The 23497-nt window shown below is 71.4% G+C and carries 21 protein-coding genes and 1 tRNA gene; 14 read left to right on the forward strand and 8 right to left on the reverse strand.

The features are described 5' to 3' along the window. Positions 1–102: 102 nt before the first annotated feature. Positions 103–1686 (reverse strand): PP2C family protein-serine/threonine phosphatase, encoded by a 1584-nt coding sequence (locus AB0411_RS09440; protein WP_366416669.1) that lies wholly within the window; start codon positions 1684–1686, stop codon positions 103–105. Positions 1687–2379: 693 nt separating this feature from the next. Between AB0411_RS09440 and AB0411_RS09445 the strand changes: the two genes are divergently transcribed. Both AB0411_RS09445 and AB0411_RS09450 read left to right on the forward strand, forming a co-directional pair. After that, the gene (locus AB0411_RS09445) at positions 2380–3090 is read left to right on the forward strand and encodes a bifunctional DNA primase/polymerase (protein WP_366416670.1); all 711 of its coding nucleotides are present in this window, start codon (positions 2380–2382) and stop codon (positions 3088–3090) included. A gap of 261 nt (positions 3091–3351) precedes the next feature. Next, positions 3352–3984 carry a hypothetical protein gene (locus AB0411_RS09450; RefSeq protein WP_366416671.1) on the forward strand — a complete coding sequence of 211 codons (633 nt, stop codon included), beginning with the start codon at positions 3352–3354 and terminating at the stop codon, positions 3982–3984. Positions 3985–4236: 252 nt separating this feature from the next. Here the strand turns inward: AB0411_RS09450 and AB0411_RS09455 are convergent, their stop codons facing one another. The 3 genes from AB0411_RS09455 to AB0411_RS09465 form a co-directional block, all read right to left on the reverse strand. Beyond that, positions 4237–5205: a DUF5926 family protein gene (locus AB0411_RS09455; RefSeq protein ID WP_366416672.1), complete on the reverse strand. Its 969-nt coding sequence runs from the start codon at positions 5203–5205 to the stop codon at positions 4237–4239. 145 nt (positions 5206–5350) lie between these two features. After that, positions 5351–6025, reverse strand: a complete 675-nt coding sequence (locus tag AB0411_RS09460) for an ATP-binding protein (protein ID WP_366416673.1) — start codon at positions 6023–6025, stop codon at positions 5351–5353. Positions 6026–6078: 53 nt separating this feature from the next. Further along, complete coding sequence (locus AB0411_RS09465; RefSeq protein ID WP_366416674.1) at positions 6079–6924, reverse strand: glycerophosphodiester phosphodiesterase; 846 nt, start codon at positions 6922–6924, stop codon at positions 6079–6081. A 572-nt stretch (positions 6925–7496) separates the two neighbouring features. Between AB0411_RS09465 and AB0411_RS09470 the strand changes: the two genes are divergently transcribed. Both AB0411_RS09470 and AB0411_RS09475 read left to right on the forward strand, forming a co-directional pair. After that, on the forward strand, positions 7497–8999 hold the full coding sequence (locus tag AB0411_RS09470; protein WP_366416675.1) for a S1C family serine protease: 1503 nt from the start codon (positions 7497–7499) through the stop codon (positions 8997–8999). Between the two features lie 52 nt (positions 9000–9051). Next, positions 9052–9138 (forward strand) — tRNA-Ser (locus AB0411_RS09475). 464 nt (positions 9139–9602) lie between these two features. Here the strand turns inward: AB0411_RS09475 and AB0411_RS09480 are convergent. After that, a complete protein-coding gene (locus AB0411_RS09480; protein WP_366416676.1) occupies positions 9603–9947 on the reverse strand; it encodes a peptidase inhibitor family I36 protein in 345 nt (114 codons plus the stop codon). A 639-nt stretch (positions 9948–10586) separates the two neighbouring features. Between AB0411_RS09480 and AB0411_RS09485 the strand changes: the two genes are divergently transcribed. Beyond that, positions 10587–11225 (forward strand): hypothetical protein, encoded by a 639-nt coding sequence (locus tag AB0411_RS09485; RefSeq protein WP_366416677.1) that lies wholly within the window; start codon positions 10587–10589, stop codon positions 11223–11225. Between the two features lie 334 nt (positions 11226–11559). Here AB0411_RS09485 and AB0411_RS09490 read toward each other — a convergent pair whose 3' ends face one another. Further along, entirely contained in the window at positions 11560–12861 is a 1302-nt protein-coding gene (locus AB0411_RS09490) for a VanZ family protein (RefSeq protein WP_366416678.1), read from the reverse strand. A gap of 37 nt (positions 12862–12898) precedes the next feature. Then, positions 12899–13276, reverse strand: a complete 378-nt coding sequence (locus AB0411_RS09495) for a hypothetical protein (protein ID WP_366416679.1) — start codon at positions 13274–13276, stop codon at positions 12899–12901. 519 nt (positions 13277–13795) lie between these two features. Here AB0411_RS09495 and AB0411_RS09500 point away from each other — a divergent pair. The 3 genes from AB0411_RS09500 to AB0411_RS09510 all read left to right on the forward strand — a co-directional run bounded on the left by AB0411_RS09500 (position 13796) and on the right by AB0411_RS09510 (position 15751). After that, the gene (locus AB0411_RS09500) at positions 13796–14200 is read left to right on the forward strand and encodes a DUF4186 domain-containing protein (protein ID WP_366416680.1); all 405 of its coding nucleotides are present in this window, start codon (positions 13796–13798) and stop codon (positions 14198–14200) included. A 199-nt stretch (positions 14201–14399) separates the two neighbouring features. After that, positions 14400–14927: a GNAT family N-acetyltransferase gene (locus AB0411_RS09505; RefSeq protein ID WP_366416681.1), complete on the forward strand. Its 528-nt coding sequence runs from the start codon at positions 14400–14402 to the stop codon at positions 14925–14927. Between the two features lie 65 nt (positions 14928–14992). Beyond that, a complete protein-coding gene (locus tag AB0411_RS09510; RefSeq protein ID WP_366416682.1) occupies positions 14993–15751 on the forward strand; it encodes a class I SAM-dependent methyltransferase in 759 nt (252 codons plus the stop codon). Between the two features lie 223 nt (positions 15752–15974). On the opposite strand, the gene AB0411_RS09515 is transcribed toward AB0411_RS09510, so the two are convergent. Then, positions 15975–16790 (reverse strand): bifunctional DNA primase/polymerase, encoded by an 816-nt coding sequence (locus AB0411_RS09515; RefSeq protein WP_366416932.1) that lies wholly within the window; start codon positions 16788–16790, stop codon positions 15975–15977. A gap of 967 nt (positions 16791–17757) precedes the next feature. Between AB0411_RS09515 and AB0411_RS09520 the strand changes: the two genes are divergently transcribed. The 6 genes from AB0411_RS09520 (at position 17758) to AB0411_RS09545 (ending at position 23485) form a co-directional block, all read left to right on the forward strand. Beyond that, positions 17758–18063 (forward strand): hypothetical protein, encoded by a 306-nt coding sequence (locus tag AB0411_RS09520; protein ID WP_366416683.1) that lies wholly within the window; start codon positions 17758–17760, stop codon positions 18061–18063. Positions 18064–18271: 208 nt separating this feature from the next. Beyond that, on the forward strand, positions 18272–19441 hold the full coding sequence (locus tag AB0411_RS09525) for an acyl-CoA dehydrogenase family protein (protein ID WP_366416684.1): 1170 nt from the start codon (positions 18272–18274) through the stop codon (positions 19439–19441). Further along, a complete protein-coding gene (locus tag AB0411_RS09530) occupies positions 19438–20739 on the forward strand; it encodes a bifunctional MaoC family dehydratase N-terminal/OB-fold nucleic acid binding domain-containing protein (protein ID WP_366416685.1) in 1302 nt (433 codons plus the stop codon). Before AB0411_RS09525 ends, AB0411_RS09530 begins: the two co-directional genes overlap by 4 nt. Before the next feature lies 1 nt (position 20740). Continuing rightward, complete coding sequence (locus tag AB0411_RS09535) at positions 20741–21943, forward strand: acyl-CoA dehydrogenase family protein (protein ID WP_366416686.1); 1203 nt, start codon at positions 20741–20743, stop codon at positions 21941–21943. Continuing rightward, positions 21930–22322 (forward strand): MaoC family dehydratase, encoded by a 393-nt coding sequence (locus AB0411_RS09540; protein ID WP_366416687.1) that lies wholly within the window; start codon positions 21930–21932, stop codon positions 22320–22322. The genes AB0411_RS09535 and AB0411_RS09540 overlap by 14 nt, the downstream gene beginning before the upstream one ends. Next, complete coding sequence (locus AB0411_RS09545; RefSeq protein ID WP_366416688.1) at positions 22319–23485, forward strand: lipid-transfer protein; 1167 nt, start codon at positions 22319–22321, stop codon at positions 23483–23485. The genes AB0411_RS09540 and AB0411_RS09545 overlap by 4 nt, the downstream gene beginning before the upstream one ends. Positions 23486–23497: the final 12 nt, after the last annotated feature.

Consider the following 23497-nt stretch of genomic DNA (forward strand, 5'->3'; position numbering starts at 1 on the left):
CGGCCGCACGGCGCCGGGCGGGGCGGACGGGCGGGGACGGGCGGTGTCCGGCGCGCGGCCCCTCGCCTGCCGTAGGCGAAAGCCGCACCCGGACCGGCGGCCCTACTCCTCGAAGTACGCCGCGAGCAGCACCACGTCCTCCTCCGACGAGGGATCGTCCAGGCCCTGCGGCAGCATCGTGCGCACGATGTGGTCGGCGACCGCCTCGGGATCGTGCCGGCTCGCCCGGGGGACGCTCGCGGCCGCCGCGTGCAGCCGGGTGAAGGCGCGGTCCATGGGTTCGCCGGTGCGGTGCAGCAGCCCGTCGCTGTAGAGCAGCAGGGTCTCCCCGCCGGCCGGTTCGATCTCCACGCTCGGCGCTTCCCAGCAGGCCAGCATGCCCAGCGGCGCGGACAGCGAGGTCTCCACGAACTCCGTCCGCAGATCGCCGAGGATCAGCGGCGGGCAGTGGCCGGCCCCGGCCAGCACCAGCTTGCGGGCGAAGGGGTCGGTGATGCCGCCGGGCAGCGCCGCCGGACCGCCGGGCGCGCCGGGCGGCGGCTCGGTGAAGGCGAACAGCGCGGTGGCGCTGCGGGCCGGCTCGGTCAGCCGCAGCAGCAGCTCCAGGTCCGAGAGGACCGCGACCGGATCCTCCCCCTCCATGACGGCGTAGGCCCGCAGGGACGCCCGCAGCCGCCCCATGGCCGCCACCGCGCTCGGCCCGGAACCGGTCACCGAACCGACCGCCAGGCCCAGGGCGCCGTCGGGCAGCGGCAGCGCGTCGTACCAGTCCCCGCCTCCGCGCGGCCCGGTGCTGTGCCGCACCGCGAGGCGTACGCCGGGGATCCGCGGCAGCCGCTGGGGGAGCAGCTCCTCGCGGAGCGTCTCGGTGGCCCGGCGGCTGCGGTGGAGCGCGAGCAGGAGGGCGAGGTGCTCGGCGGCGTGCGCGCGGTAGAGGCCGACGAGATGGCGCTGGCGCGCGGTGGGCTCGGCCGGTTCGTCGTAGAGCCAGACCGCGGCGCCGGTCCTGCCGATGGGGTCGGCGCAGAGCGGGACCGCGTAACTGGCGGCGTACCCGAGACGGGCGGCGACCTCGCGCAGGCGCGGGTCGAGGTCCTTCTCGCCGGGGATGTCGGGTTCGGCGATCTCGGTGCAGGGGCCCGCCGGTCCGTCGTGGCAGGGGCCGTCGAGCGGGCCGGTGCGGGTGTCGTCGGCGGTGGCCCGCTCCGGGAGGCCGTCCAGTATCCGCGCGTACGACAGGGCGCGGCGCGGGACGGTCTCGATGTGACCGATCTCGGCGTGGCCGAGGCCGAGCCCGACGGTGGTCTCCGGGCCGAGGCCGTCGGACGGGGCGAGGACGACCAGCCCGCGGCGCGCCCCGACCAGGGCGGCGCCGGCACGCAGCAGCTCGCGCAGGGCGTCCTCCAGCGTCCGGGTGCGCGCCAGCCGTTCGGTCAGGTCGTGCAGGGTGCTGAGGTCGGAGATCCAGCCGGCCAGCCGGTCCTGGACGGCGGCGAGTTGGTCGACGGCGGAGGCGTCGGGGACGGCGCCGGACGCGGCGTTCCCGGGGGTGCCGGACAGGCCGCCCGAGGCGGCGCCGGCGGCGGGGTCATCGGGGGCGTTCGGCCCGTGCGGGTCGACAGTGTGCGCGGGGGCGGGAAGAGCTGGTTCGATTCCAGCCACTTTCGGCACGTGCGGGGCGGTCATGGCCGACGGCTATCGTCGCGCCTGGTGTCGCCCCAGGTCAGGCCGCTATTTGGTAGGGAGTGCGGCATTTTGTTGAGTGACGTTGTGCGGTACGGATGGCCGCTCAATTTCCTCAATAGCATCGCAAACCCCCATGTCATGCTGCTCCGCTATTAATGCCTCCACATGTACACGGAGCAGCGATGCGATGTCCAGCATTGTCCTCATGGGGATTGTGGTGTCAACGAGGTCTGTAGATTGGCCTGAAAAAATCCCCCCGAACGTCAATTTGCGGTCGACTGACGGCGATCAGCAGCGCGTCATCACCACAGTGGCGGGTACGTACTCGGAAAGGTGCGGGTCGGTTGGTGCCGCACCGGAACTCTCCGGCGGGCACCGGCGTCTAACAAGCCGACGACCGCGACGCACTCCCAGAGGCGGGGACTGCACCACGGAAGCGCAAGCGCCAACGCACGCCACCCCTCGCCACGCTTCACGCCCGGCGTACGGCGTGATGCGCTGCTTTGTACACGCGGTGACCACCACGTGGCGTGATCGATGCGCGATCGACCCCGGGTTTCCACGGCCGGGCCGCAGGACACGCCCCACAACGGCATGAAGCGGCACGGCGCGGACGTTGGTGAACCGGGACATGTAGTGCCATGCAGTGCGATGGACAAAGCCCTCGGCGTTAACGGAAAGGAACGAGCGCTCATGCGCGAGATCCTCGGAAGGCGACGCAAGCTGCTGTTCCGACGCGGCAAGAAGTCGGCGCAGCTCGGTGCGGCGCTCCACTACGCCACCGAGTGGCAGTGGCCGGTGCTCCCCGGAGTGGGACTCGGGTCCCCCGGCCGCCCGCAGGCCGGCGCCCGGCTCGGCCTCGGCGAGCGGAGCGCCCGCCGGTGCAGCTGTCCGGACCCCGAGTGCGTGGTGCCCGGCGCGCACCCCTTCGACCCCGGTCTGCTGGCGGCCACCACCGATGCCCGGATGGTGCGCTGGTGGTGGACGAACCGCCCCGACGCCCCGGTCATCCTGGCCACCGGCGGCCGCGCGCCCTGCGCGGTGAGCCTGCCCGCCGTCGCCGGGGCCCGGGCCCTGGCGGCCCTGGACCACTTCGGCGTGCGCCTCGGCCCCGTGGTGGCCACGCCCACCCGCTGGTCGCTGCTCGTATCGCCGTACGGCCTCCCGGAGTTGGGCGAGCTGCTGCACTCCCAGGACTGGGTGCCCAGCTCGCTGCGGTTCCACGGCGAGGGCGGCTATGTGGTGCTCCCGCCCTCCCAGATCGGCACCGGCCGGGTCCGCTGGGAGCGGCCGCCGGCCCCCGTCCCCGCCGCGCCCCGGCTGCCGAAGGTGGCCACGATCGTGGACGCCCTGGTCACGGCGAGCACCAGCACCCCCGACGGCGGCAGCCGGCTCGCCTACTGACGCCCACGGATGCCCCGGGCGCCCGAAGTCTGCTCGGGCGCCCTCATGCTGTGCGGGCGACGGCCGTGGCCAGGCAGCCGAGGGGCGGACACCTGAGGGGCGAACACAAACGCCCCGCGGCGGATCACCCGTTCGGGTGTGGCCCGCCCCGGCCTCCCGGGGGAACCGGCGTCCGGGTGCCCGGGCGTCCCCTCGCCGGCCGATAGGTTCGGCCCACCGTCAAAGCCGTCGTCAGCGGCATCTCAAGTGCAGGTGGGGCCCATGCAGCGTGCGCAGAAATTCCGCATGATCGGGCTCGCCGGCGCGGCGCTGCTCGCCGTCGCCGTGCCCCTGGGCGCCGCGATGGCCGGCCCGGCCGGCACCTCGGCTCCGGCAGCGGGATCCGCGGACGCGGTCAAGGCCGAAAACAGCTCTCCGGAGGAAATGGGAAGAAGGGGCGATAACGGCGCCAAGGCGGGCAAGACGGCCGCCGCCACCGCCCCCGGCTCCCGGGGGCCGGCCGGCTCCTCCGACCGCCCCCGGCTGCCGCACCTCTCCGGCCGCACCTCCCGCTGCGGCCCCGAACTCACCGCTCCCCAAGGGGTCGAGGCCCAGACCTGTGTGCTCGCCGAGGGCGGGGCGACCTGGGGGCGTACGTACTACCGCAACCGCACCGGCGACCGGCTGCGCGCCGTCCTGACGCTGCTGCGGCCGGACGGCAGGACCGTCCAGGTGACGTGCGAGCTGTCGGCCGGCGGCGCGCCGGGCCTGTGCGAGACGCCGTCCGCCCCGACGGTGCGCCGGAGCCGGCCGCCGTACGCGGCGGTGGCGGAGATCGCCGATGCGGCGGGGGAGCGGCTGCTGCTGCGGTCCGGCAGCAACTCGCCGGTGGGAAGCGGCGGTTCGGACCGCTGACGGTGCGGGGCCGCCGGGGGCCGGAGGGGGCCAAGCGGAATGCCTGGTTCCGGACATGGAAGCGCCCGGTCGCTGGCGACGGGGGATGCACCAGCGACCGGGCTTCTAGAACCGTAACAAGAGATCGGCGGTTCGCAAATTCGATCGTGGATTTCCGGACGCCTATTTACCGGTAGGTACGGGGAGTTGTGACAGGTGTCACGCCCGGGATCCCCTGAGGCGTCCGGACCGCACGGCCGACGGCGGGCCCGGTCAGCTCAGCGTGACCTGACGGTTGGTGAGCCCGCCGCGCGCCCGGCGCTCCTCGGGGGTCAGCGGGGCGTCCGACGCCAGGGCCTCGGCCAGCCGCTCGGCGAACGCCGCGGCCGGCTTGGCGACCTCGTCGGCGCCCATCTCCGAGGGCAGGTCCCAGACCGGGACGACCAGGCCGTGGGCGCGGAACGAGCCGACCAGACGGGTGCCTTCGCCGAGCGAGGCCGCGCCCGCGGCGTGCAGCCGCGCCAGCGCGTCCAGCAGCCGCTCCTCGGGGTGCGCGGTGACCCAGCGCAGGTGGTTCTTCTCCGGCGCCTCGCACCAGTACGCGCCCTCCAGGCCGGGGATGCGGGCGGTCGGGATGGCCGCCGCGTTGGCCCGTTCCAGGGAGGCGGCGACCTCGCCGGTGGCGTGCTCGGCGTTCTCCACCCAGAACTCGAAGCCGGTGTGGACGGTCGGCTCAAAAGGCGCGTCCCCGTCGAGCAGATCCTGCAGCCGCGGGCCGTCGGCGGAGTGCCGCTCGGCGGCGACCGGGTTGCCGGGTTCCGTGGCCAGCGCGCGCTGCAGGGTGTCCGCGAGGTCGCGGCTGAGGTCGCCGGAGGCGGTGTCGTTCTGCAGGCCGAGCAGCACCTCGCCGTTGTCGCGGCGCAGTGCGGGCCACGCCATCGGCAGCACGGTCGCCAGGGTCACCGACGGGACGCCCTCGGGCAGCCCGCCCTTCAGCGTCAACTGGGCGGTGGCGGCGGGCACCAGCTCGCGCATGGCCACCCAGTCGCACTCGCCGGGCAGGCCCTCGAAGGGGCGCTGCACGAGCTCGGTGGCGGCGTGCGCCGCCTGCCGCCCGTGACAGGCCTTGTACCGGCGGCCGGAGCCGCACGGGCAGGGCTCACGAGCGCCGACGACCGGCAACTCGCCGTCCTGGATCTGCGGTGCTGCGGCCTGGGGCTGGGGGCGGCGCTTCTTGGCCATGGCGACGGGGTCTCCTGGTCGATCCTGGGCGTACGGACGCGTTTCGGCGCGAGCCTAGAGGATTGCGTCCGAGGCCGCGCCCGGTTGCGTACCGGGCCGTGTCCCGCCCTGGTGCCGGGGCGCGCCGGTGTGTCCCGGCGTGCCGCTACGGCAGGTCGTCGAAGTCCGGGAAGCCCGGAGCCAGTGGCCGGCCGCCCGGCACGCCCGCGCCCGTGGTGAGCGAGGGCGGCAGATCGGGCGTGAGGTCCACGCGCGTAGCGAACGCGCCTTGGAGCGAGAGGACCGCCCAGACCGTCACTTCGCCGCCGGCCGTGTCGCGCACGCCCCAGTCCTTGGCGAGCGACCGGATGATCGCCAGCCCGCGGCCGCCGCGCGCGGTGACCGACGGAGTGGCCGGAAGAGGCCGGGTCGGGCCGCCGCCGTCCGTGACCGCGACGGTCAGCCTGCCCTGGGCGTCGATACGCCAGGAGGCCCGGACCGATGCCGGTGTGTCCTTTGCGCCGGGCGTTACGAAATCCGGCGATCCGTTTTCGTATATCGGACGCGCATGGCGACACGAATTGCTCAACAGTTCCGAAAGGACGAGGACCGCGTCATCGACGACGGTGTCCTGAACTCCACTTGCCAACAGCTCTTCACGCATGCGTCGCCTGGCCATGCCCACACCCACTGGACCATGGGGTACGGCCATGATCGACGACGTCGGCACCTCTTGTGCCACCACCAACGCCACCCCCGAGACCTCCTTTGCCCCACGCCACGGGATGAATGCCCCAATGGACTGGACCGGAAACCGGCCAAGCGACACGCGGTGACGCACTGGACATAACCGAATACGGCCCGAATGCGCCGGTGCACACCCCGTGAAGGGCTTTAGCCAAGACCTAGTTGCTTTCGCACCTGCTTGGGACGATTTGTGATCACGGCATCCACGCCCAATTCCTGGCACAGCTCGACATCGGCGCTGTCGTTGACGGTCCAGACGTGCACCCGGTGCCCGGCGCGGTGCGCCTTTTCGACGTACTCGGGGTGCGCGCGGAGGATCCGCACCCCGGGGCCCGCGATGCCGACGCCGGGCGGGAGCCGGCCGTCGCGGTGCCGCGGGGTGAGGAACTGCATCAGATAGACCCCGGGGATGCCGGGCGCCGCGGCCCGTACGCGGTGCAGCGACCGCGCCGAGAAGCTCATGACGCGGACCGGGGAGGTCCAGTCGGTGCGCGGGGCCGGTCCGGCGTACCCGAACCGGGCGAGCAGCTCGACCAGCCGCTCCTCCACCTGTCCGGCCCAGCGGGTGGGGTGTTTGGTCTCGATGGCCAGTTCGACCCTGCGGTCGGCGTCGGCGACCAGCTCCAGCAGCCGCTCCAGCGTCAGCACCGAGGTCCGCTCGGGGTCCTCGTGCTGCCGGTCCGGCGCCTCGTGCCCGGCGCCCTCGTCCTTCCAGGAGCCGAAGTCGAGCGTGGCGAGGTCGGCGAGTTCGAGGGCGGAGACCGGACCGCGCCCGTTCGAGGTGCGGTTGACGCGCCGGTCGTGCACGCAGACCAGGTGGCCGTCGGCGGTCAGCCGGACATCGCACTCCAGGGCGTCCGCGCCGTCCTCGATCGCTCTGCGGTAGGCGGCGAGGGTGTGCTCCGGGGCGTCCTCCGAGGCGCCGCGGTGGGCGATGACGGAAATGGCATGACGGCCCGGACGGCCGTCCTGGGCGGGGCGCGCGTAGGTCACCGCGTTATCGTGCCATCCACCGTCGCCGGGCCGCCGGGCGCGTGCCCCGGGGTGCGGAACAGGGGATGCGCCGGTTTTGTCCGGCATAAAGGATGAGGGCAGAGTCACAGCCTCGGCTTACGGCGCTCTGACGCGCGGTGGGAAAGGCTGAAAGGGAGGCTCGCCCGTACCCTCCGGCCCGCGATGTCCGGGCCGGGGACGCGGACCGGGCCTCACGACAGCCGGGAGGCGCGGGCCGGGGCCTGCGGTTCATGGCCCGCGGATCCCGATCTGCGGACCGGGACTCGCCCGCACCGCCCGGATCCTTGATGCTGGGTACCGGATCGATCCCCCGTCCCGTACGGGAACGCTCCGGCCCGCAGGGCCCGCAAGGCCCCCGACCGCACCACCGGCGGACCGCCAGGCCCGCCGCCCGCACCACCCGGACGCACCCCCAGGGTCCGGCCCAACTGCAAGCCCCGGAAGAAACGGCACCGCCCCGGACACCGAGAGGTGGCCGAGGCACCCGGCGGAGGGAACATCCTCCCGTCGGGGCCGTGGGCGCCGACAGTCGTGAAGCTGAGGAGAGAGCTGTGAGCACCGAGAACGAGGGAGCCGCCGTCCCGTCGGAGGCCAAGCCGCCGACCGGGCCGCAGCCGGACCGCGCCTCCGCGTCCGCCTCCGGCGCCCAGACTCCCGGCGCCCCGCCCGCGGCGCCCCCGCCGCCGGACTTCGCACCGACGGTCGCGCCGGCCTCCGGCGGCTTCGACGACCCGGGCCGGATGCCGCCGTACCACGACGGACGCGTCCCGCAGCCCGGCTACGGCCACCCCGGCGACGACCCGACGGCCGACCGGACCGCCCAGTTCCCCGCCTACCCGGGAGCCGGAGCGGGCGGAGGCGGCTGGGGCCAGCAGCCTCCCCACGGTGGCGGCGGCGACCCCTGGGGCACGACCGGCAGCCCCGTCCCCAAGCGGCGCAACGGCGGCCTGATCGCGGCCGTCCTGGTGGCCGCGCTGGTCGCCGGCGGCATCGGCGGCGGCATCGGCTTCTGGGCCGCGGGCCAGAACGACAGCGCCTCGACGACGGTCTCCGCGTCCGGCGACCCCGGGGCGCTGAACCGCAAGCCCACTTCCGTCTCCGGGATAGCGCAGAAGGCGCTGCCGAGCGTCGTGACGATCGAGGCCCAGGGTGCCACCGGCGAGGGCGGCACGGGCACCGGCTTCATCTACGACAAGCAGGGCCACATCCTCACCAACAACCACGTCGTCGCCAGTGCGGCCGACGGCGGCAAGCTCACCGCGACGTTCTCCAACGGCAAGAAGTACGACGCCGAGGTCGTCGGCCACGCCCAGGGCTACGACGTCGCCGTGATCAAGCTGAAGAACGCCTCCGGCGCCTCGCTCAACCCGCTCCCGCTCGGCAAGTCCTCCAACGTCCAGGTCGGCGACGCCACCATCGCCATCGGCGCCCCCTTCGGCCTGTCCGGCACGGTCACCACCGGCATCATCAGCGCCAAGGACCGCCCGGTGGCCTCCAGCGACGGCGGCGGCACCAGCGCCTCGTACATGAGCGCCCTGCAGACGGACGCCTCGATAAACCCCGGCAACTCCGGCGGCCCGCTGATGGACGCCGCCGGCAACGTCATCGGCATCAACTCCGCCATCCAGTCGGCCGGCAACGGCGGCGGCCTGGGCGGCGAGTCCCAGCAGTCCGGCAGCATCGGCCTGGGCTTCGCCATCCCCATCGACCAGGCGGCGCGGGTGGCCCAGGACCTGATCAAGACCGGTAAGCCGGTCTACCCCCAGATCGGCGTCCAGGTCGGCATGCGGGACACCGGCAACGGCGCGACCATCGCCCGCACCGGCAACAACGGCTCCGACGCCGTCACCCCGAACGGCCCGGCCGCCAAGGCGGGCCTCAAGCCCGGCGACACCATCACCAAGCTCGACGACACGGTGGTCGACAGCGGCCCCACCCTCATCAGCGAGATCTGGCAGCACAAGCCCGGCGACCAGGTCACCCTGACCTACAAGCGCGGCGGCAAGGAGCACACCACCCGCGTCACCCTGGGCCAGCGCACGGGCGACAAGTGACGCGCTAGTCTGATCCCGCGACACCCCAGCGCCCCGTGCGCCGGTGCCGCGGGGAGGCTTGCCCGAGCGGCCTAAGGGAACAGTCTTGAAAACTGTCGTGGCGGCAACGTCACCGTGGGTTCAAATCCCACAGCCTCCGCAGAGGTCAGCGAATTAGCTGGTCAGAAGGGGTGTCCGAGTGGATCGGGCACCCCTTCTGTGCTGAGGTTGTCTCACCCCGGTTCGCCCCTCTCCCGGTTTTGACCAGGCTGTGTGGACGGGGCGTGGACGGAGATCGGGGCTTCCTCGATTTCCTGAGCGGCCGCGCGCATGGCCCTTTCGATCAGTGCACTGGCCTGGTCGCGCCTGCCGTCCAGCACCTTGGCGTAGAACTTGATCGACTCCGCGACTTTCGCCAGCCGCTTTCGGGCGCGTGTCCAAGATCATGGCCCCGACGTCGTGCCTCACCGGGCAGGTCCACACAAACTCCGACGCCCCGGAAACTTACGGGGCATGACCACTCGCCCCAAAGCAGCTCCCGGCGAGAGTCGCTCCATCGCTCACGTGGACACGCGCAAGGCCGACGATCCTGCCCACCTACCGCAGCCCATCGGCGCCCTGGGCCTAGTAGAAGCTCCTGACCACGTGCGGGAACGTAGTGTTGTTGAAGCCCTTGTGGACGATGTAGTACAGGCCGGTGCAGTTGCGCCCGGTCCACACCATGATGTCGTGCCTGGAGCTCTCGCCCTTCGCTGACCGCACCGGGAACTGCATGTTCATGCAGCTGGAAGGGTTGTCTATGGCGGATTCGCCCCTGCCCTTGAAGAAGGGCTTTTCATAGAAGCAGACCCCATTCTTGACGCACTTGGGAGCGGCAGCCTCGGCGGGTGCGGCCATGGCTGTGAGACCCATGCAGGTCGCCGCGAGGAACAGGCCCGCCGGGCGCGCAATACGCTTCGTTATGTTCATGATCATTTCCTATCACCCGCAAGCTGGCCATGAGCGGGAATCAGGCCAAAGCGGAGATGAGATCCCAGACGCCCTGCGCCCCTGCATATCCGATCGAGCAGCAATCGGCCGGCAACAATGGGGAACGGCGGCCAGCATCTGGAGAACGCACACGTCAGCGTCTCGCCAGGACAGCCGCGCTCCGGTTACGCGATCTGCCAAGTCGGGGACTCAATGAGCCGGCACAGTAACCACCGCATCCCTGACCGAGCGCACATAGCCCAGAAAGCTGTCTGACCCGCCCGGGAGACCTCAGCGACCGTTGTGCCGGTAGTTCGCAACAAGGGTCACCGTGCACCAGGATTCGAGGCGTCGGACAGCCGTCGAACTCCCCTTCCGCTTTTGCGCTGTCTCGCTCTCGGGTGCCTGTACGGCGGAGCTGACCGGGGCGTGCGGGCCCCAGGGGACTTGGTTCCGGTCCTCGTGATGCATCTGGAGCTCGCGTTCCTGGTCGGAGCCGGTCGAGGTGCGCCTACGAGAGGCGTGTCTACGAGGGGTCGCTGCACCGTATTAGCCGTCTGTTAGTGGAACGCCAACCCGGTCTCCGAAGCTGATCATCGTCAGGGAGCGAGACGAGAGAACAGTGCAACAGGAGACCCGATGAACACCGCTACCGCTACCGCTACCGCCGCCAGCCGCTTTCGTGGGCGCGCCGGTCGTCGTCTTGCCGCGGCCCTCGTTGCCGCGGCGGCGCTGGGGCTGGGGGCCACGGCCTGTGGGGAGGGTTCCGGGGCGGCGGCCGCTGCTGGCTCCTCGGGTTCTTCGGCTGCGAACGGCTCGCAGCACGCGTCGGACTCGGCACAGGCCACGGGCGGTTCCTCCGCGGCCAACTCCGGCTCGCAGGGCCAGGGCGGGGGCAAGTCCGCCGCGGCGTCGTCGGCCGCAAAGACCGCTGGCGGGTCCGCCTCCAACGGGGGCGGCGTCGCCCAGGCGGGTAACCACCGCACGATCGTCGGCACGTTGGAGTACCTCGCGCCCGGCAAGCTGATCGTCAAGCCCCAGGGCGGCGGCACGGACCAGGCGTTCTTTGTCGCCAACGCCACCACGGTCCTCGGCGCGGCCGCGATCTGCTCCGACGACGCGGGCAGCGTGTCCATCGGCGGTGACGGTTACGGCACCGCGAAGTGCACCGTGGACCAGCTGGAGAAGGCCGCGAAGACCGGCAGCGTGACCGTTCGCGTCACCATGGACCGCAAGTCCGGCGCCGGCGAGACGGTCGAGGAGAAGTACCACCCGTAAGCCCCGCGGCCCGGCGCGACGTGCGCCCGTGGGTCACTCCTGAACTGCCGGTGAACAAGCCGGCCTCGGTCTGGTAGCTCTTTAAGTGCCGTGGAGTGTCGACGAGTTGCCGTCGTTCGAGCGGCTTGGAGCGGCCTTGAAGACGGTCGTGGCGGCAACGCCACCGTGGCGGGCACCCCATAGCCTCTGCTGAGGCAGGAAAACTGGAGGCCGGAGCGGGCCCCGGAAGCTTCCGGGGCCCGCTCCGACTGCGTTGGCCGTCCGTCTCGCTTCGTGCGCCGAATCTCAGTCACGACCAGCGCGTCGGGTGTGGCCGGACTGCGGACAGGAATCCCTAGACGTCACCATCTCCCGTGGTTTCTGGTGACACCTCTGCGGCGGTCACAGCATCGATGAAGACGGTCGACTCCACTGTCTGCTTTGGCTCCCGCACGATGGAAACCATCCAAACGGGTCGCCATACGTGGTGGACTCGCTGAGCAAGCAGCTTGACTGGAATCGCGGTGCCGCCAGTTGCAGCGCGTTCCGCCTGCTTCTTCGCCTTGTCCTTCGTGACGACGGCTTTCGGGATGTTCGGGTCTTGCGTAGTTCGGGCAGCCAATCCCATCACTCGGCCGGACGCTGAGATGGTCATGTCCAGCCGCATCGGCATCATCACCCCGTCTACGTAACGGCGGTACGTCAGTATGCGCGGCCCCCGGTTTCCGTCAGGAGCTCGGTGAGTGACCTTGGCTCCCACTACATCCTTGGGAAACCACTTCTTGACGAATCGATCACCGGCAGTCTGGATTTCGGCCTCGGACAGTGTGCCGGGGCCGCTTCCATTCTGCAGAGCGAAACGCATGAGCTTTCGGTCCGGCCACAACGCGGCAACGTTTCCCCGTGCCGTCTCGGCACTCAAGCGCCAGCGCCCGTTCTTCAGCTTTTCACTCGCGGACTGAGTAATCCTCGTGTCCTTGCCGTACAGCTCATTCACCGTCTCTTGAAGCCAGGCATCTTGAGCGAGCATGTCGTGCATGTTCTCGCGCCTGTGCTGCGACGTCGCCTCCAAGTGGACCGGATCGACGGTAAAAGCGAACGATGCGGTAAGGACGAGGCCACCTGCCGCGCCGAAGCATGCACCCCACAGGGCGTCTCTCCGTGTGAAGGGAACGCGGCGCTTCCAGCCCCACAAGATCACGGTCCCGAGGAGGACACCTAGGAAGCCACCAAGTGCGTTGGCTTTGATGTCGTCGTAGCTGCACGCGCGCCCCAGGCCTGCCCATGACTGGAACAGCTCAACGCCGCATGTCAACATCAACGTCCCCGAAAGAGCCAGGATCGGCCTCTTGAAGAAGAGCACGGCGAGGCAACTCACGGGGACGAACAGCATGACATTGAGTCGGGCCGACTCCGAAGCCAGAAAGCCCTGCACGGGCAGGCCGACATCGCAGATGCCGGCCCGCCCTGAGCCCCCGTCACCTGGCATGAGAGTCACGGTCAGCACGCCGGCCAGAGCCGCAGCGAGCAGTAGCGAAAGGCCAACAGGCTTACCTTTGGCTTTAGCTCCTATCGCTGATGGAATTCCCAGTATCATCGCAATGATGAGAAATGCCGGGATCAGTCCAGGTAGCGCACCGATGGATGCTTCAATCACCAGGTATTTCCTTCAAGAGGGAGGGTGCAGGAGTTCCTCAGCAGAGATGGTCGATGGAAGGCGTCTCGTAGAACTTTCCACCCGATATCATCACGCCTACGGCGCTGCAGTCCGAAGCAACGCTCACGGGAACCGACAGCGAGTACTTGATGGACTGCCCCTTCTTGACAGCCTTCTCGGTGTCCTTGTAGAGCCCTCTCTCGAAGCTGACCCTCAGCTGCGCATAGACGGTGCCGCTTCCGCGGGTCTTCGTGTACTTATCGCCCGCGTAGACCTTGGAACTGGCCTGGCCTATTTCGCGCCCATTGTGAGCCTCGAAGTATAGCGTGCCATTGTCCAGCTTGGTGCTTGTGGATCCGCCTGCGTAGGCTGCGGTGGATCCCAGTCCAACGAGTAATGCCCCCGCAATCGCCATGCCCCGTACTGTATTACGCGAGATCTTTTTCACGCGTAAGCCCCCTCGTTTAATTCAGGCCTCCATGGGTCCAATGGAGGTTCCATTTGAGTATCGGCGAGAATCGCCAATGCTCGATGACGTGGTGACTTTAAGTGGCTTTAACTCCTGACGCAAGCTAGTTTTTGACGTCTCGAAGTTCTGTGGCTTGAATTGCACTATCGAGGGGGCTGGCTTCTTCCCGCTCAAGTCTGCTATTTCCGATTTGCGTCGGGTTTGGGGCTCCACTGCGCTCGCCGCACTCATTCCGTCTCGGCTCTTCGTTTGCTGTCGAGCTGCATCGCGTGGTGAGGGCTACGACTCCGTCTGCTCGGACCACTGCGCGGGCAAGGCGTAGCGGAAGGCGCAGGCCTAGGCGAAGGGCAGGCTTAGGCGAAGGGCAGGGAAAGGCCCCGGACTGCGGTTGTGCGGTTCGGGGCCCACTTGTGTCGGCTCGGTTATACGATCAGGAGAGAGCACTGTCTTTCCCTGGAACGATCGATGTCCGACCCCCCGCCCCGCTCGCTCGACCAGCGATTGGATGTCATCGCGCGGCATCCGTTTCGTGCGAAGTTTCATTTGCGCGGGCGGGAGCTGGCCACGGCCGAGCTGAGTGGTCCGTCGACGATGCGGTGGCACGCCTACGACCTCGTCGCCAAACGGCTGGCGCCGGCCGAGCCGTACAAGGACGGGAAGCAGACCCCTTACCGGGGCCACCCGGTCTTCGTCGCGCAACATGCGACGGCGACTTGCTGTCGTACCTGTCTTGAGCGGTGGCACGAGATCCCCAAGGGGCGGGAGTTGAGCCGTGCGGAGCGCGCCTATGTGGTGGGAGTGATCTGCCGCTGGATCGAGCGCGAGGTGGGGCGTTCTTCGGGGGCGAAAAATTCTGGGGAAAATATCTGACGGAATTCATGAGGTCTGGCTGAGTCTTGTTTGGTCTTGTTTGGCGGGGGATTTGTTGTGTTCCTCGTCGGATGGAAGATGGAAGATGGGGGAGGGGGGCGTGCTGGGGCGGGCTTTGGGGGTGGGGTAATGGTGATTGCTTTGCGCGGTAGGGTGGCCGGGGGAAGGTGAATGGAATTCTGGCTGTGCTGCGGGAAGAATGTGGGGCGTGGTCACTGTGGGTGTGCGGAGGGCGGGGGCGGCGAAGGCGGCTCGGCGGGGAAACGTGTTGATTCGGCGGGCCGTGGAGCGGGATGCCGGGCGGCTCACCCGGCTGGTGCGGAGTTCCCGGGCCTATGAGGGGCCCTATTCCTCGATGGTCGAGGGGTATCGGGTGGGGCCGGATTACATCGAGGCGCATCGGGTCTTTGTCGCCGTGGAGGAGACACCGGGGGACGGCGGCGGCGAGCGGGTGGTGGGGTTCTATGCGCTGGTGGTGGAGCCGGCCGAGCTGGACCTGATGTTCGTGTCGGACCAGGCGCAGGGGTACGGCATCGGACGCCGGCTGGTCGAGCACATGCGGGGCGAGGCGCGGCGCGCCGGTATCGACAGGGTGCGGGTGGTGGCGCACCCGCCCGCCGAGGGTTTCTATCGCAGCGTGGGCGCCCGGCCGGTCGGAACGGTGCCCGCGAGTCCGCCGGCGGTGAAGTGGGACCGTCCGGAGTTCGTCTTTCTGGTGGGCGAGTAGCCGGGCCGGAAGTGACCGGAAGAAATCCGTTGGCGATGCGGGTCGCCGGCGTTGAGGGTGGAGGGATGGAGCGTTCTTTTGAGGAGCTGGTGGCCGAGGCCGATGCCGTGTCGGTCGAGGGGTGGGATTTCTCGTGGCTGGCGGGGCGGGCCACGGAACAGCGGCCCTCGTGGGGTTATCAGCGGGCGATGAGCGCGCGGCTGGCGCGGGCGTCGGCGGCATTGGACATCCAGACGGGGGGCGGGGAGGTGCTCGCCGGGGCGGCGAAGCTGCCGCCGGTGATGGTGGCGACGGAGTCCTGGCCGCCGAACGTCGCCAAGGCCACTGCTCTGCTGCACCCGCGCGGCGCGGTCGTGGTGGCCGATGCGGACGAGCCGCCGCTGCCGTTCGGCGACGCGGCCTTCGACCTGGTGACGAGTCGCCATCCGGTGACCGTGTGGTGGGAGGAGATCGCCCGTGTGCTGCGGCCGGGCGGCACGTACCTCTCCCAGCAGGTCGGACCGGCCAGCGTGTTCGAGCTGGTCGAGTACTTCCTGGGGCCGCAGCCGGAGGACGTACGGCAGACCCGTCACCCCGATGACGCGCGCCGGGCGGCCGAAGCGGCGGGCCTGGAAGTGACCGATCTGCGTGCGGAGTCGCTGCGGACGGAGTTCTTCGACATCGGGGCGGTCGTCTACTTCCTGCGCAAGGTGGTGTGGATGGTTCCCGGGTTCACGGTGGAGCTATACCGGGAGCGCTTGCGGGAGTTGGACGCGCTGATCCGTGCGGAGGGGGCGTTCGTGGCGCATACGACCCGGTTCTTGATCGAGGCGCGGCGGGGCTGAGTGGCGTTGGGTGGGGCTGAGCGGTGCCGGCCTGGGCAGGGCGGAGCTGATCCGTCTGCGGTCGGCTCGGCTCTCTTCTGCGGCCGGATTCCCTGACCCGGCCGGGCTTCCTTACGCGGCCCTGTCCTCCTGCGCGTTGCCGCGGCCCCGTCCTCGTGCGGGGTGCCGCGGCCCCGTCCCCTACGGGTTGCCGCGGGCGAGGACCTTCCCCCTACGGGATCGGCTAGTTCTGCCGCCGGCGGGTTGCCGAGGCGATCGTGGCGCGGGCCTCCTGGGTGGTCAGGCCGGTGTGGCGGGCGGCTTCCGTCAGGCGGGCGGCGAGTTCCTGGCCGAGGCCGGAGTCGTCGGCGCGGCAGGCGGCCCAGTAGAGGCGGGCATTGCGCTGGCCTGCCGGGGAGGCGCGGACGAAGCGTACGAGCGCCGCGGCGGGCTGGGACGGGACGCCGTACGGGGGCTCCCGGTGGGCGCTCGGGGGCGGGGCGGTGAGGAGTGTGAGCAGGGTGTCCGGCACGGGGGCGGGGTGGTGCGGGGCGCCCGACTCCAGGAGGTAGTGCCCACGGGCGGTGAGCGAGCCGGGGCCGACGAGGTAGCCGCCGGCGCTGCGGATGTCGATGCCGGGGGCGAGCCGGCCGACGGAATTCGGGACGGTGGGGGAGGGCGGGCCGGTGAGCCAGAGGTGGCGGCCGCCGCTGGGAGTGAGGACCGTGACCGTGGGCGGGATCGGGAAACCGTGCTGTTCGGCGAGGAACCGGAGGGCGGTCAGGCCGTCGGCGCCGTTCTTGGTGTCGAGGTCGATGCCGATGAGGTGGTGCGGTGGCCGCCCGCAGGCGAGGCCGTAGCCGGTGGCCCAGGGGGCGGCGGCGAACATGCGGCGGACGGTGAGCGGGTCGGTGCTCGCGTCGTGTACGCCGTGCCCGAGCCGTCCGCACGCGCCGCGGCAGGGCGGGACCTCGGGATGCCCGCGGTGCGGGGAGCGGAGGGCCGGCAGCTTGTTGCGGGTCAGCGGGATGACGGGGTAGCCGCGCTCGGCTGCCCGCAGGGCGTGGGCGAGGGCGGCGGCGTGCGGATCCTCGGGCGGGGCGGGGTTGAGGCCGAGGTCGGGGCCGAGGGGTGGAGTGGAGCCGGAAGCGGGCCGTTGGGGGCGCGCGGCGGGCCCCAGGGGTTCGGGTTGGGGTTCGAACTCAGGCTGGGGTCTGGGCTCAGGGTGAGGTCTGGGCTCAGGCTCGGGTTCGGGCCCGTGGTGCTCTGCGGGTCGGCGCCCGGGGGCACCCTCACTCCAGGGTTGGGGCCGGTCTTCCGCCGACGTGCCGGTCGACCTTCCACCGGAGGGGCCGATCCATGACCCAGTGGGTGTCCCGGCAGACGTGCCGATCGGCGACCCACCCGATACCCCGCTCGACGTGCCGACCGGTCGCCCACTCGAGCCCTCGCCCGGCGTGCCGACCGGTCGCCCACCCGCCCCACCAGCCGATCCCCCGGTCGACGACCCGTCGCCCGCCCTTCCCCCCGACCCGGCGGGCTGAGCAGCAGGCTGCGTACTGGTTGGCGTGGTGGGCGGCGCACCGGCCGAGGCATCCGGCGGCGTGCCGGTCGGCGGTGTACGGGGCGGCGTGCCGGTCGGTGTTCCGGTATGGCGGCGGTGCAGGGCCATGGATCTATTTTCGTACGGATGTTCGACAAAGGGAAGGGGGGCGCGCCCGGAGCTGCTCGTGCGCCGGTTGTGGCAGCCGGGCGTGTGGGGCGCGCGGGGCCCACGGGGGGCGGGTTGCGGCGGGGTGCCGGGTGGTCGAGGCGGGTGCCGGCGGGCAGGTCGTGCGGGGGCCGGGGTTTACCCGGGGTTCCTCATGCTTGCGAGGGAATCGCCTCTTCGCGGTGGGTTCGCCGGGGATTCGTGGGCAAGCCTGAGTGCGCGACGTCGCAGCAAGCATCGTGGTGGTCGGCCAACTGCCCGGTGGACAAGCGGAGTTCCATCGCTCCAGAAGTCGTGTTCCGTAGGAGGAATAGACATGGCAAGCACCCGTACAGCCCGCGCCCTCGCCGTTGTTGCGGCGCTGCCCTTCGCGGCCGCACTCTTCACGGGCGTGGCGCAGGCCGACAACGGCGGCTTTGCGACGGGCGGGTCGAGCTCGGCGGCGACGAGCCAGACGGGGACCGGTGTCGGCGGCAGCAACCTCGGCAACTCGACGACCGGCCAGCAGGTCGCCAACGGCGCCGGCGCCTCCAACCAGAACAACACCGCGAGCGTGAACGGCTCCGGCCCCACGCGCATCGACCAGACCAACGCCACCGTCAACTTCACCAACCTCTGGTGAGCCGGCACGCCGCAAGGGGACAGCGGCGTGTGACCGAGGGGTGATACGTCAGGGCGGCACGGAGGAGGTGGGGCTCCTCCGGGGTTCACTGCGCCGACCTTGACAGCGAGCGGGTTTCTGACGGACAGTCAGAAACCCGCTCGCTCGTTCGTACGCCTGGCCCCCCTTGCGCACCGGGCGTACGGCCACCAGAAGGGGAGCCGCCGACGTGCACCTCGCCCCCACCGCGCGCCAGGAGCAGTTGCGCACCGAACTCCGCTCGTACTTCCGCCGGGTACTGCCGGACGGGCCGGTCGAAAACCCCGCGGAGCAGCGCGCGGTGCTCCGCCGGATCGGCGCCGACGGCATGCTGGGGCTGGGCTGGCCGACCGCGTACGGAGGGCAGGGGCGCGGCCCCGACGAGCAGTTCGTCTTCTTCGACGAGGCGTACCGCGCGGGCGCCCCGGTCTCGATGGTCACCCTGAACACCGTCGGCCCGACCCTGATGAAGTACGGCACCGCGCAGCAGAAGGGCTTCTTCCTGCCGCGCATCCTCAGTGGCGAGCTGGTCTTCGCGATCGGCTATACGGAGCCCGAGGCCGGTACCGACCTCGCGTCCCTCCGCACCCGCGCGACGAGGGAGCCGGGTGGCGGCGACGCGCACTGGCTGATCAACGGCGCCAAGAGCTTCACCAGCAATGCCCACCAGGCCGACTGGATCTGGCTCGCCTGCCGCACCGACCCCGACGCCCCCAAGCACCAGGGCATCTCGATCATCCTCGTGCCCACCGACGCCCCCGGGTTCTCCTGGACGCCGATCGAGACGGTCGGTGGGCTCACGACCACCGCCACCTACTACGACGGCATCCGCGTCCCGGCGGGGAACCTCGTAGGGGAGGAGAACGCCGGCTGGCAGCTGATCACGCATCAGCTCAACCATGAGCGGGTGGCATTGGCGGCCATCGGCATGCAGGCCGAGGACGCCTTCGACGCGGCGCTGGCCCATGCCCGTAGGCCGGACCCGGAGACCGGTGAGCGGCCCGCCGACCGCCCATGGGTGCGGTCCCGGCTCGCCGAGGCGCACGCCAGGCTGGCGGCCACCCGGCTGCTGAACTGGCGGTTGGTCGACGACGTGGGGGCCGGGACGCTCGGCCCCGGCGACGCCGCGGGGGTGAAGTTCGCCGGGACGGAGAGCACGGTCGAGGTGTACCGGCTGTGCCAGGAGGTGGTGGGCGCCGCCGCCCTGGTGCGGGCCGGGTCGCCGGGCGCCCACGGGGGCGGTGAGCTGGAGCGGATGAACCGGGCGGCGCAGATCAATACGTTCGGCGGCGGGGTGAGCGAGGTCCAGCGGGAGATCGTCGCGACGATGCGGCTGGGGATGCGGAGGGGGCGGCGATGAGCCCGGTACAGCTCACCCACGAGCAGCTCAAGGCCTACGAGGGGCGGTCGACCTCGGCGGCCGGAGTGGGCAAGGACCTGGTCAACGAGCCGATGATCCGGCACTGGTGCGAGGCCGTCGGCGACACCAACCCCGCCTACCGGGGGCCGGACGCCATCGCCCCGCCGACCATGCTGCAGGCCTGGACGATGGGCGGCCTCTCCGGCCACGCCGACCGTTCGGGGGCGTACGACGAACTGTCCGGGCTGCTGGACGGCGCCGGGTACACCTCCATCGTCGCCACCGACTGCGAGCAGGAGTACCTGCGACCGCTGCGGCCCGGCGACCGGATCACCTTCGACGCGGTGATCGAGTCGGTCTCGGAGCGCAAGACGACGAAGCTGGGGGCCGGGCACTTCATCACGACGCGGATGGACATCCGCGCGAACGGCGAGCCGGCCGGGACGCATCGCTTCCGGGTCCTCAAGTACGCGCCGGCCGTAAGGGATCCCAGGACGGCAGCGGGCATCCCTGAGGCGGCGGAGGGGAACCCCGAGTCGGGGGAGCGGACCCTTGAGGCGGCGGAGGGGAACCCTGAGTCGGGGGAGCGGACCCTTGAGGCGGCGGAGGGGAACCCTGAGTCGGGGGAGCGGACCCCTGAGGCAGCGCAGCCCCCCACGACGGCAGCGCAGAGCCCCAGGGCGGTCGGGCAGCCGCAGGCGTCCCGGAGGCCGGAAGGGTCCGAGCAGGCCGCCCGAGCCCGGCGCCCCCGCCCCGTCGTCAACCGGGACAACGCCGGATTCTGGGAGGGCGTCGCCGGGCACCGCCTGCTGATCCAGCGCTGCACGGGGTGCCGGACGCTGCGTTTCCCCTGGCTGCCGGGGTGCAACGCCTGCGGGGCACCGGACTGGGACACCGTCGAGGCGAGCGGCGCGGGCACGGTCTTCTCCTACGTCGTGATGCACCATCCGCCCTTCCCCGCCTTCACGGTGCCGGAGCCCGGCGCGGACGCGGCGGGCCTGCACGAGGCGAGCCCGCATGCGGCAGCCCCGCAAGTGGCAGCCCCGCAAGTGGCAGACCCGCACGCCGCCGCGACCGGACCGCACACGGCGGGGCCCGCTCCCCGTACACCCACCGGCCCCAGCCCCTACGCCGTCGGGCTGATCGAGCTCGCGGAGGGGGTGCGGATCATCAGCAACGTCGTCGGGGTCCCCTACGACAAGGTGCGGATCGGCCTGCCGGTGCGGCTCGCATTCCTGCGGGTCGACGAGGAGTGGGAGTTGCCGGTCTTCCGTGCGGCCGAGGGCGGTGAGGGGTGAGATGGACTTCACGCCCACAACGGAGCAGACGGCGGCCCGCGAACTGGCGGCGCGGATATTCGGCGACCTGTCCACGCCCGAGCGCCTCGCCACCTGCGGCAGCGGCACGGATGCCGCCCTGTGGAAGGCGCTGTGCGCCGCCGGTCTGCCGGGCGCGGCGGAGGAGACCGGTCTGCTCGGGCTCGTGCTGATGCTGGAGGAGCAGGGGCGGACGACGGCGCAGGTGCCGTTCGCGTCGACCTGTGTGTACGGGCTGCTGGCGATCGGCGCGCACGGCAGCCCGGAACAGCGGGCGCGGCTGCTGCCGCCGCTGCGGGACGGTGAGGCGGTCGCGACCGGGGCGTTTCCGGCGCGGCGCGGCGGCGTACGGAGCGAGCGCGCCGCGGACGGGACGGGGCGGCTGACCGGCACCGTGCCCGTGGTGCCGTGGCTGCGCGAGGCCACCCACGTCCTGGTGCCCGACGGGACGACGCGGACGCTGTGGCTCGTACGCACCGACGCCCCCGGGGTGCGGCGGGACCCGGTCGAGACCACCGCCCCCTGGTCGGCGGGCCGGCTCACCCTGGAGGACGCCCCCGCCGAGACGGTCGCCCCCGCCCCCGCCGCCGCCGACACCGAGACGGTCGCCGCCCCCGACCCCGACACCAGCCCTGACACCACCCCCGAGACCAACCCCGCCCGCGACACCAACCCCGACCCCAAGTCCGCCCCCGCCCCCGAGTCCGCCCCCGCCCCCGACCCCTACGCCGACGTCCTGGCCCTCGCCCGTACCGCCTTCGCCGGGCTCCAGGCCGGGGTCTGCGCCGGTTCCCTGGCCCGCGCGGTGTCCCACACCACCACCCGCGAACAGTTCGGCCGCCCGCTCGCCACGAACCAGGGTGTGCAACTGCGCGCCGCCGACGCCCACATGGACACCGAGGCGATCCGGGTCACCGCCTACGAGGCGGCCTGGCGCCGGGACGCGGGCCTGGACGCCGGGCCGCATGCGCTGACCGCCGCCTGGTGGGCGTCCGAGGCGGGCACCCGCGTGGTGCACAGCGGCCAGCACCTGCACGGTGGCATCGGCGCCGACCTCGACCACCCCGTCCACCGCCACTTCCTGTGGGGCCGGCAGCTGGCCGGCTATCTGGGAGCGGGTGCGGAAGTCCTCGACGAACTGGGCGAGTTGCTCACGACCGGAAGGAGCCCGGATGAAGGCCGGTGACGAGCTGCCGACGCTCACCATCCCTGTCACCCGCACCCTGATCGTCGCCGGGGCGCTCGCCTCCCGCGACTACCAGGACGTGCACCACGACACCGAGGCCGCCCAGCAGAAGGGCTCCCCGGAGATCTTCATGAACATCCTCACCACCAACGGACTCGTCGGCCGCTACCTCACCGACCACTTCGGGCCGCGCTGCACCCTGCGCAAGGTCGCCATCCGTCTCGGCGCCCCCAACTACCCCGGCGACACCATGGTGTTGAGCGGAACCATCACCGAGGTGACGGACGGTACGGCGGTGGTGCGGATCGTCGGCGCGAACGGCATCGGCCACCACGTCACCGGCACGGTGACCGTCAGCCTCCCGGAGGGCACGGCATGAGCGTCCACCGCCCCGACTCCCTCGGCGGCCGGGCCGCCATCGCCGGCATCGGCGCGACCGAGTTCTCCAAGGACTCCGGCCGCAGCGAACTGAAGCTCGCCGTCGAGGCCGTGCGCGCCGCCCTCGACGACGCCGGGCTGACCCCCGCGGACGTCGACGGCCTGGTCACCTTCACCATGGACACCAACCCCGAGATCACCGTCGCGCAGGCGGCCGGCATCGGCGAGCTGTCCTTCTTCTCCCGGGTCCACTACGGCGGCGGGGCGGCCTGCGCCACCGTCCAGCAGGCGGCCCTCGCCGTCGCCACCGGCATCGCCGAAGTCGTCGTCTGCTACCGCGCGTTCAACGAGCGCTCGGGCCGCCGCTTCGGCTCCGGCGTACAGCGGCGCGAGCCCACCGCGGAGGGCACGGCCCTCGGCTGGAACCTCCCCTTCGGCCTGCTCACCCCCGCCTCCTGGGTCGCCATGGCCGCCCAGCGCTACCTCCACACCTACGGCCTGACCCCGGACGCCTTCGGCCCGGTCGCGGTCACCGACCGGCGCCACGCCGCCCGCAACCCGGCCGCGTACTTCCACGACAAGCCCATCACCCTCGCCGACCACGCCGCCTCCCGCTGGATCGTGGAGCCGCTGCGGCTGCTGGACTGCTGCCAGGAGACGGACGGCGCCCAGGCGATCGTGGTGACCTCGCCCGAGCGGGCCCGCGCGCTGCCCCACCCGCCGGCGCTGGTCAGGGCCGCGGCGCAGGGCGCGGGCCGCGCCCAGGAGCAGATGACCAGCTTCTACCGCGACGACCTGACCGGCCTCCCCGAGATGAACGTGGTCGCCCGCCAGCTCTGGCGCACCGCCGGCCTCGCCCCCGCCGACATCGACGTGGCGATCCTCTACGACCACTTCACCCCCTTCGTGCTGATGCAACTGGAGGAGTTCGGCTTCTGCGCCCCCGGCGAGGCGCCGGACTTCGTCGCCGCGGACGCCCTCCCCCTGAACACCCACGGCGGCCAGCTCGGCGAGGCCTACCTGCACGGCATGAACGGCATCGCCGAGGCCGTCCGCCAGCTCCGCGGTACCTCCGTCAACCAGGCCGGCAGCCCCGCCCATGTCCTGGTCACGGCCGGTACGGGGGTGCCGACCTCGGGGCTGGTCCTCGGCGCGGACGGCTGAGGAGGGCGGTCG

The organism is Streptomyces angustmyceticus, from assembly GCF_040701845.1.
In the GTDB taxonomy this organism is placed as follows: Bacteria; Actinomycetota; Actinomycetes; order Streptomycetales; family Streptomycetaceae; genus Streptomyces; species Streptomyces angustmyceticus_A.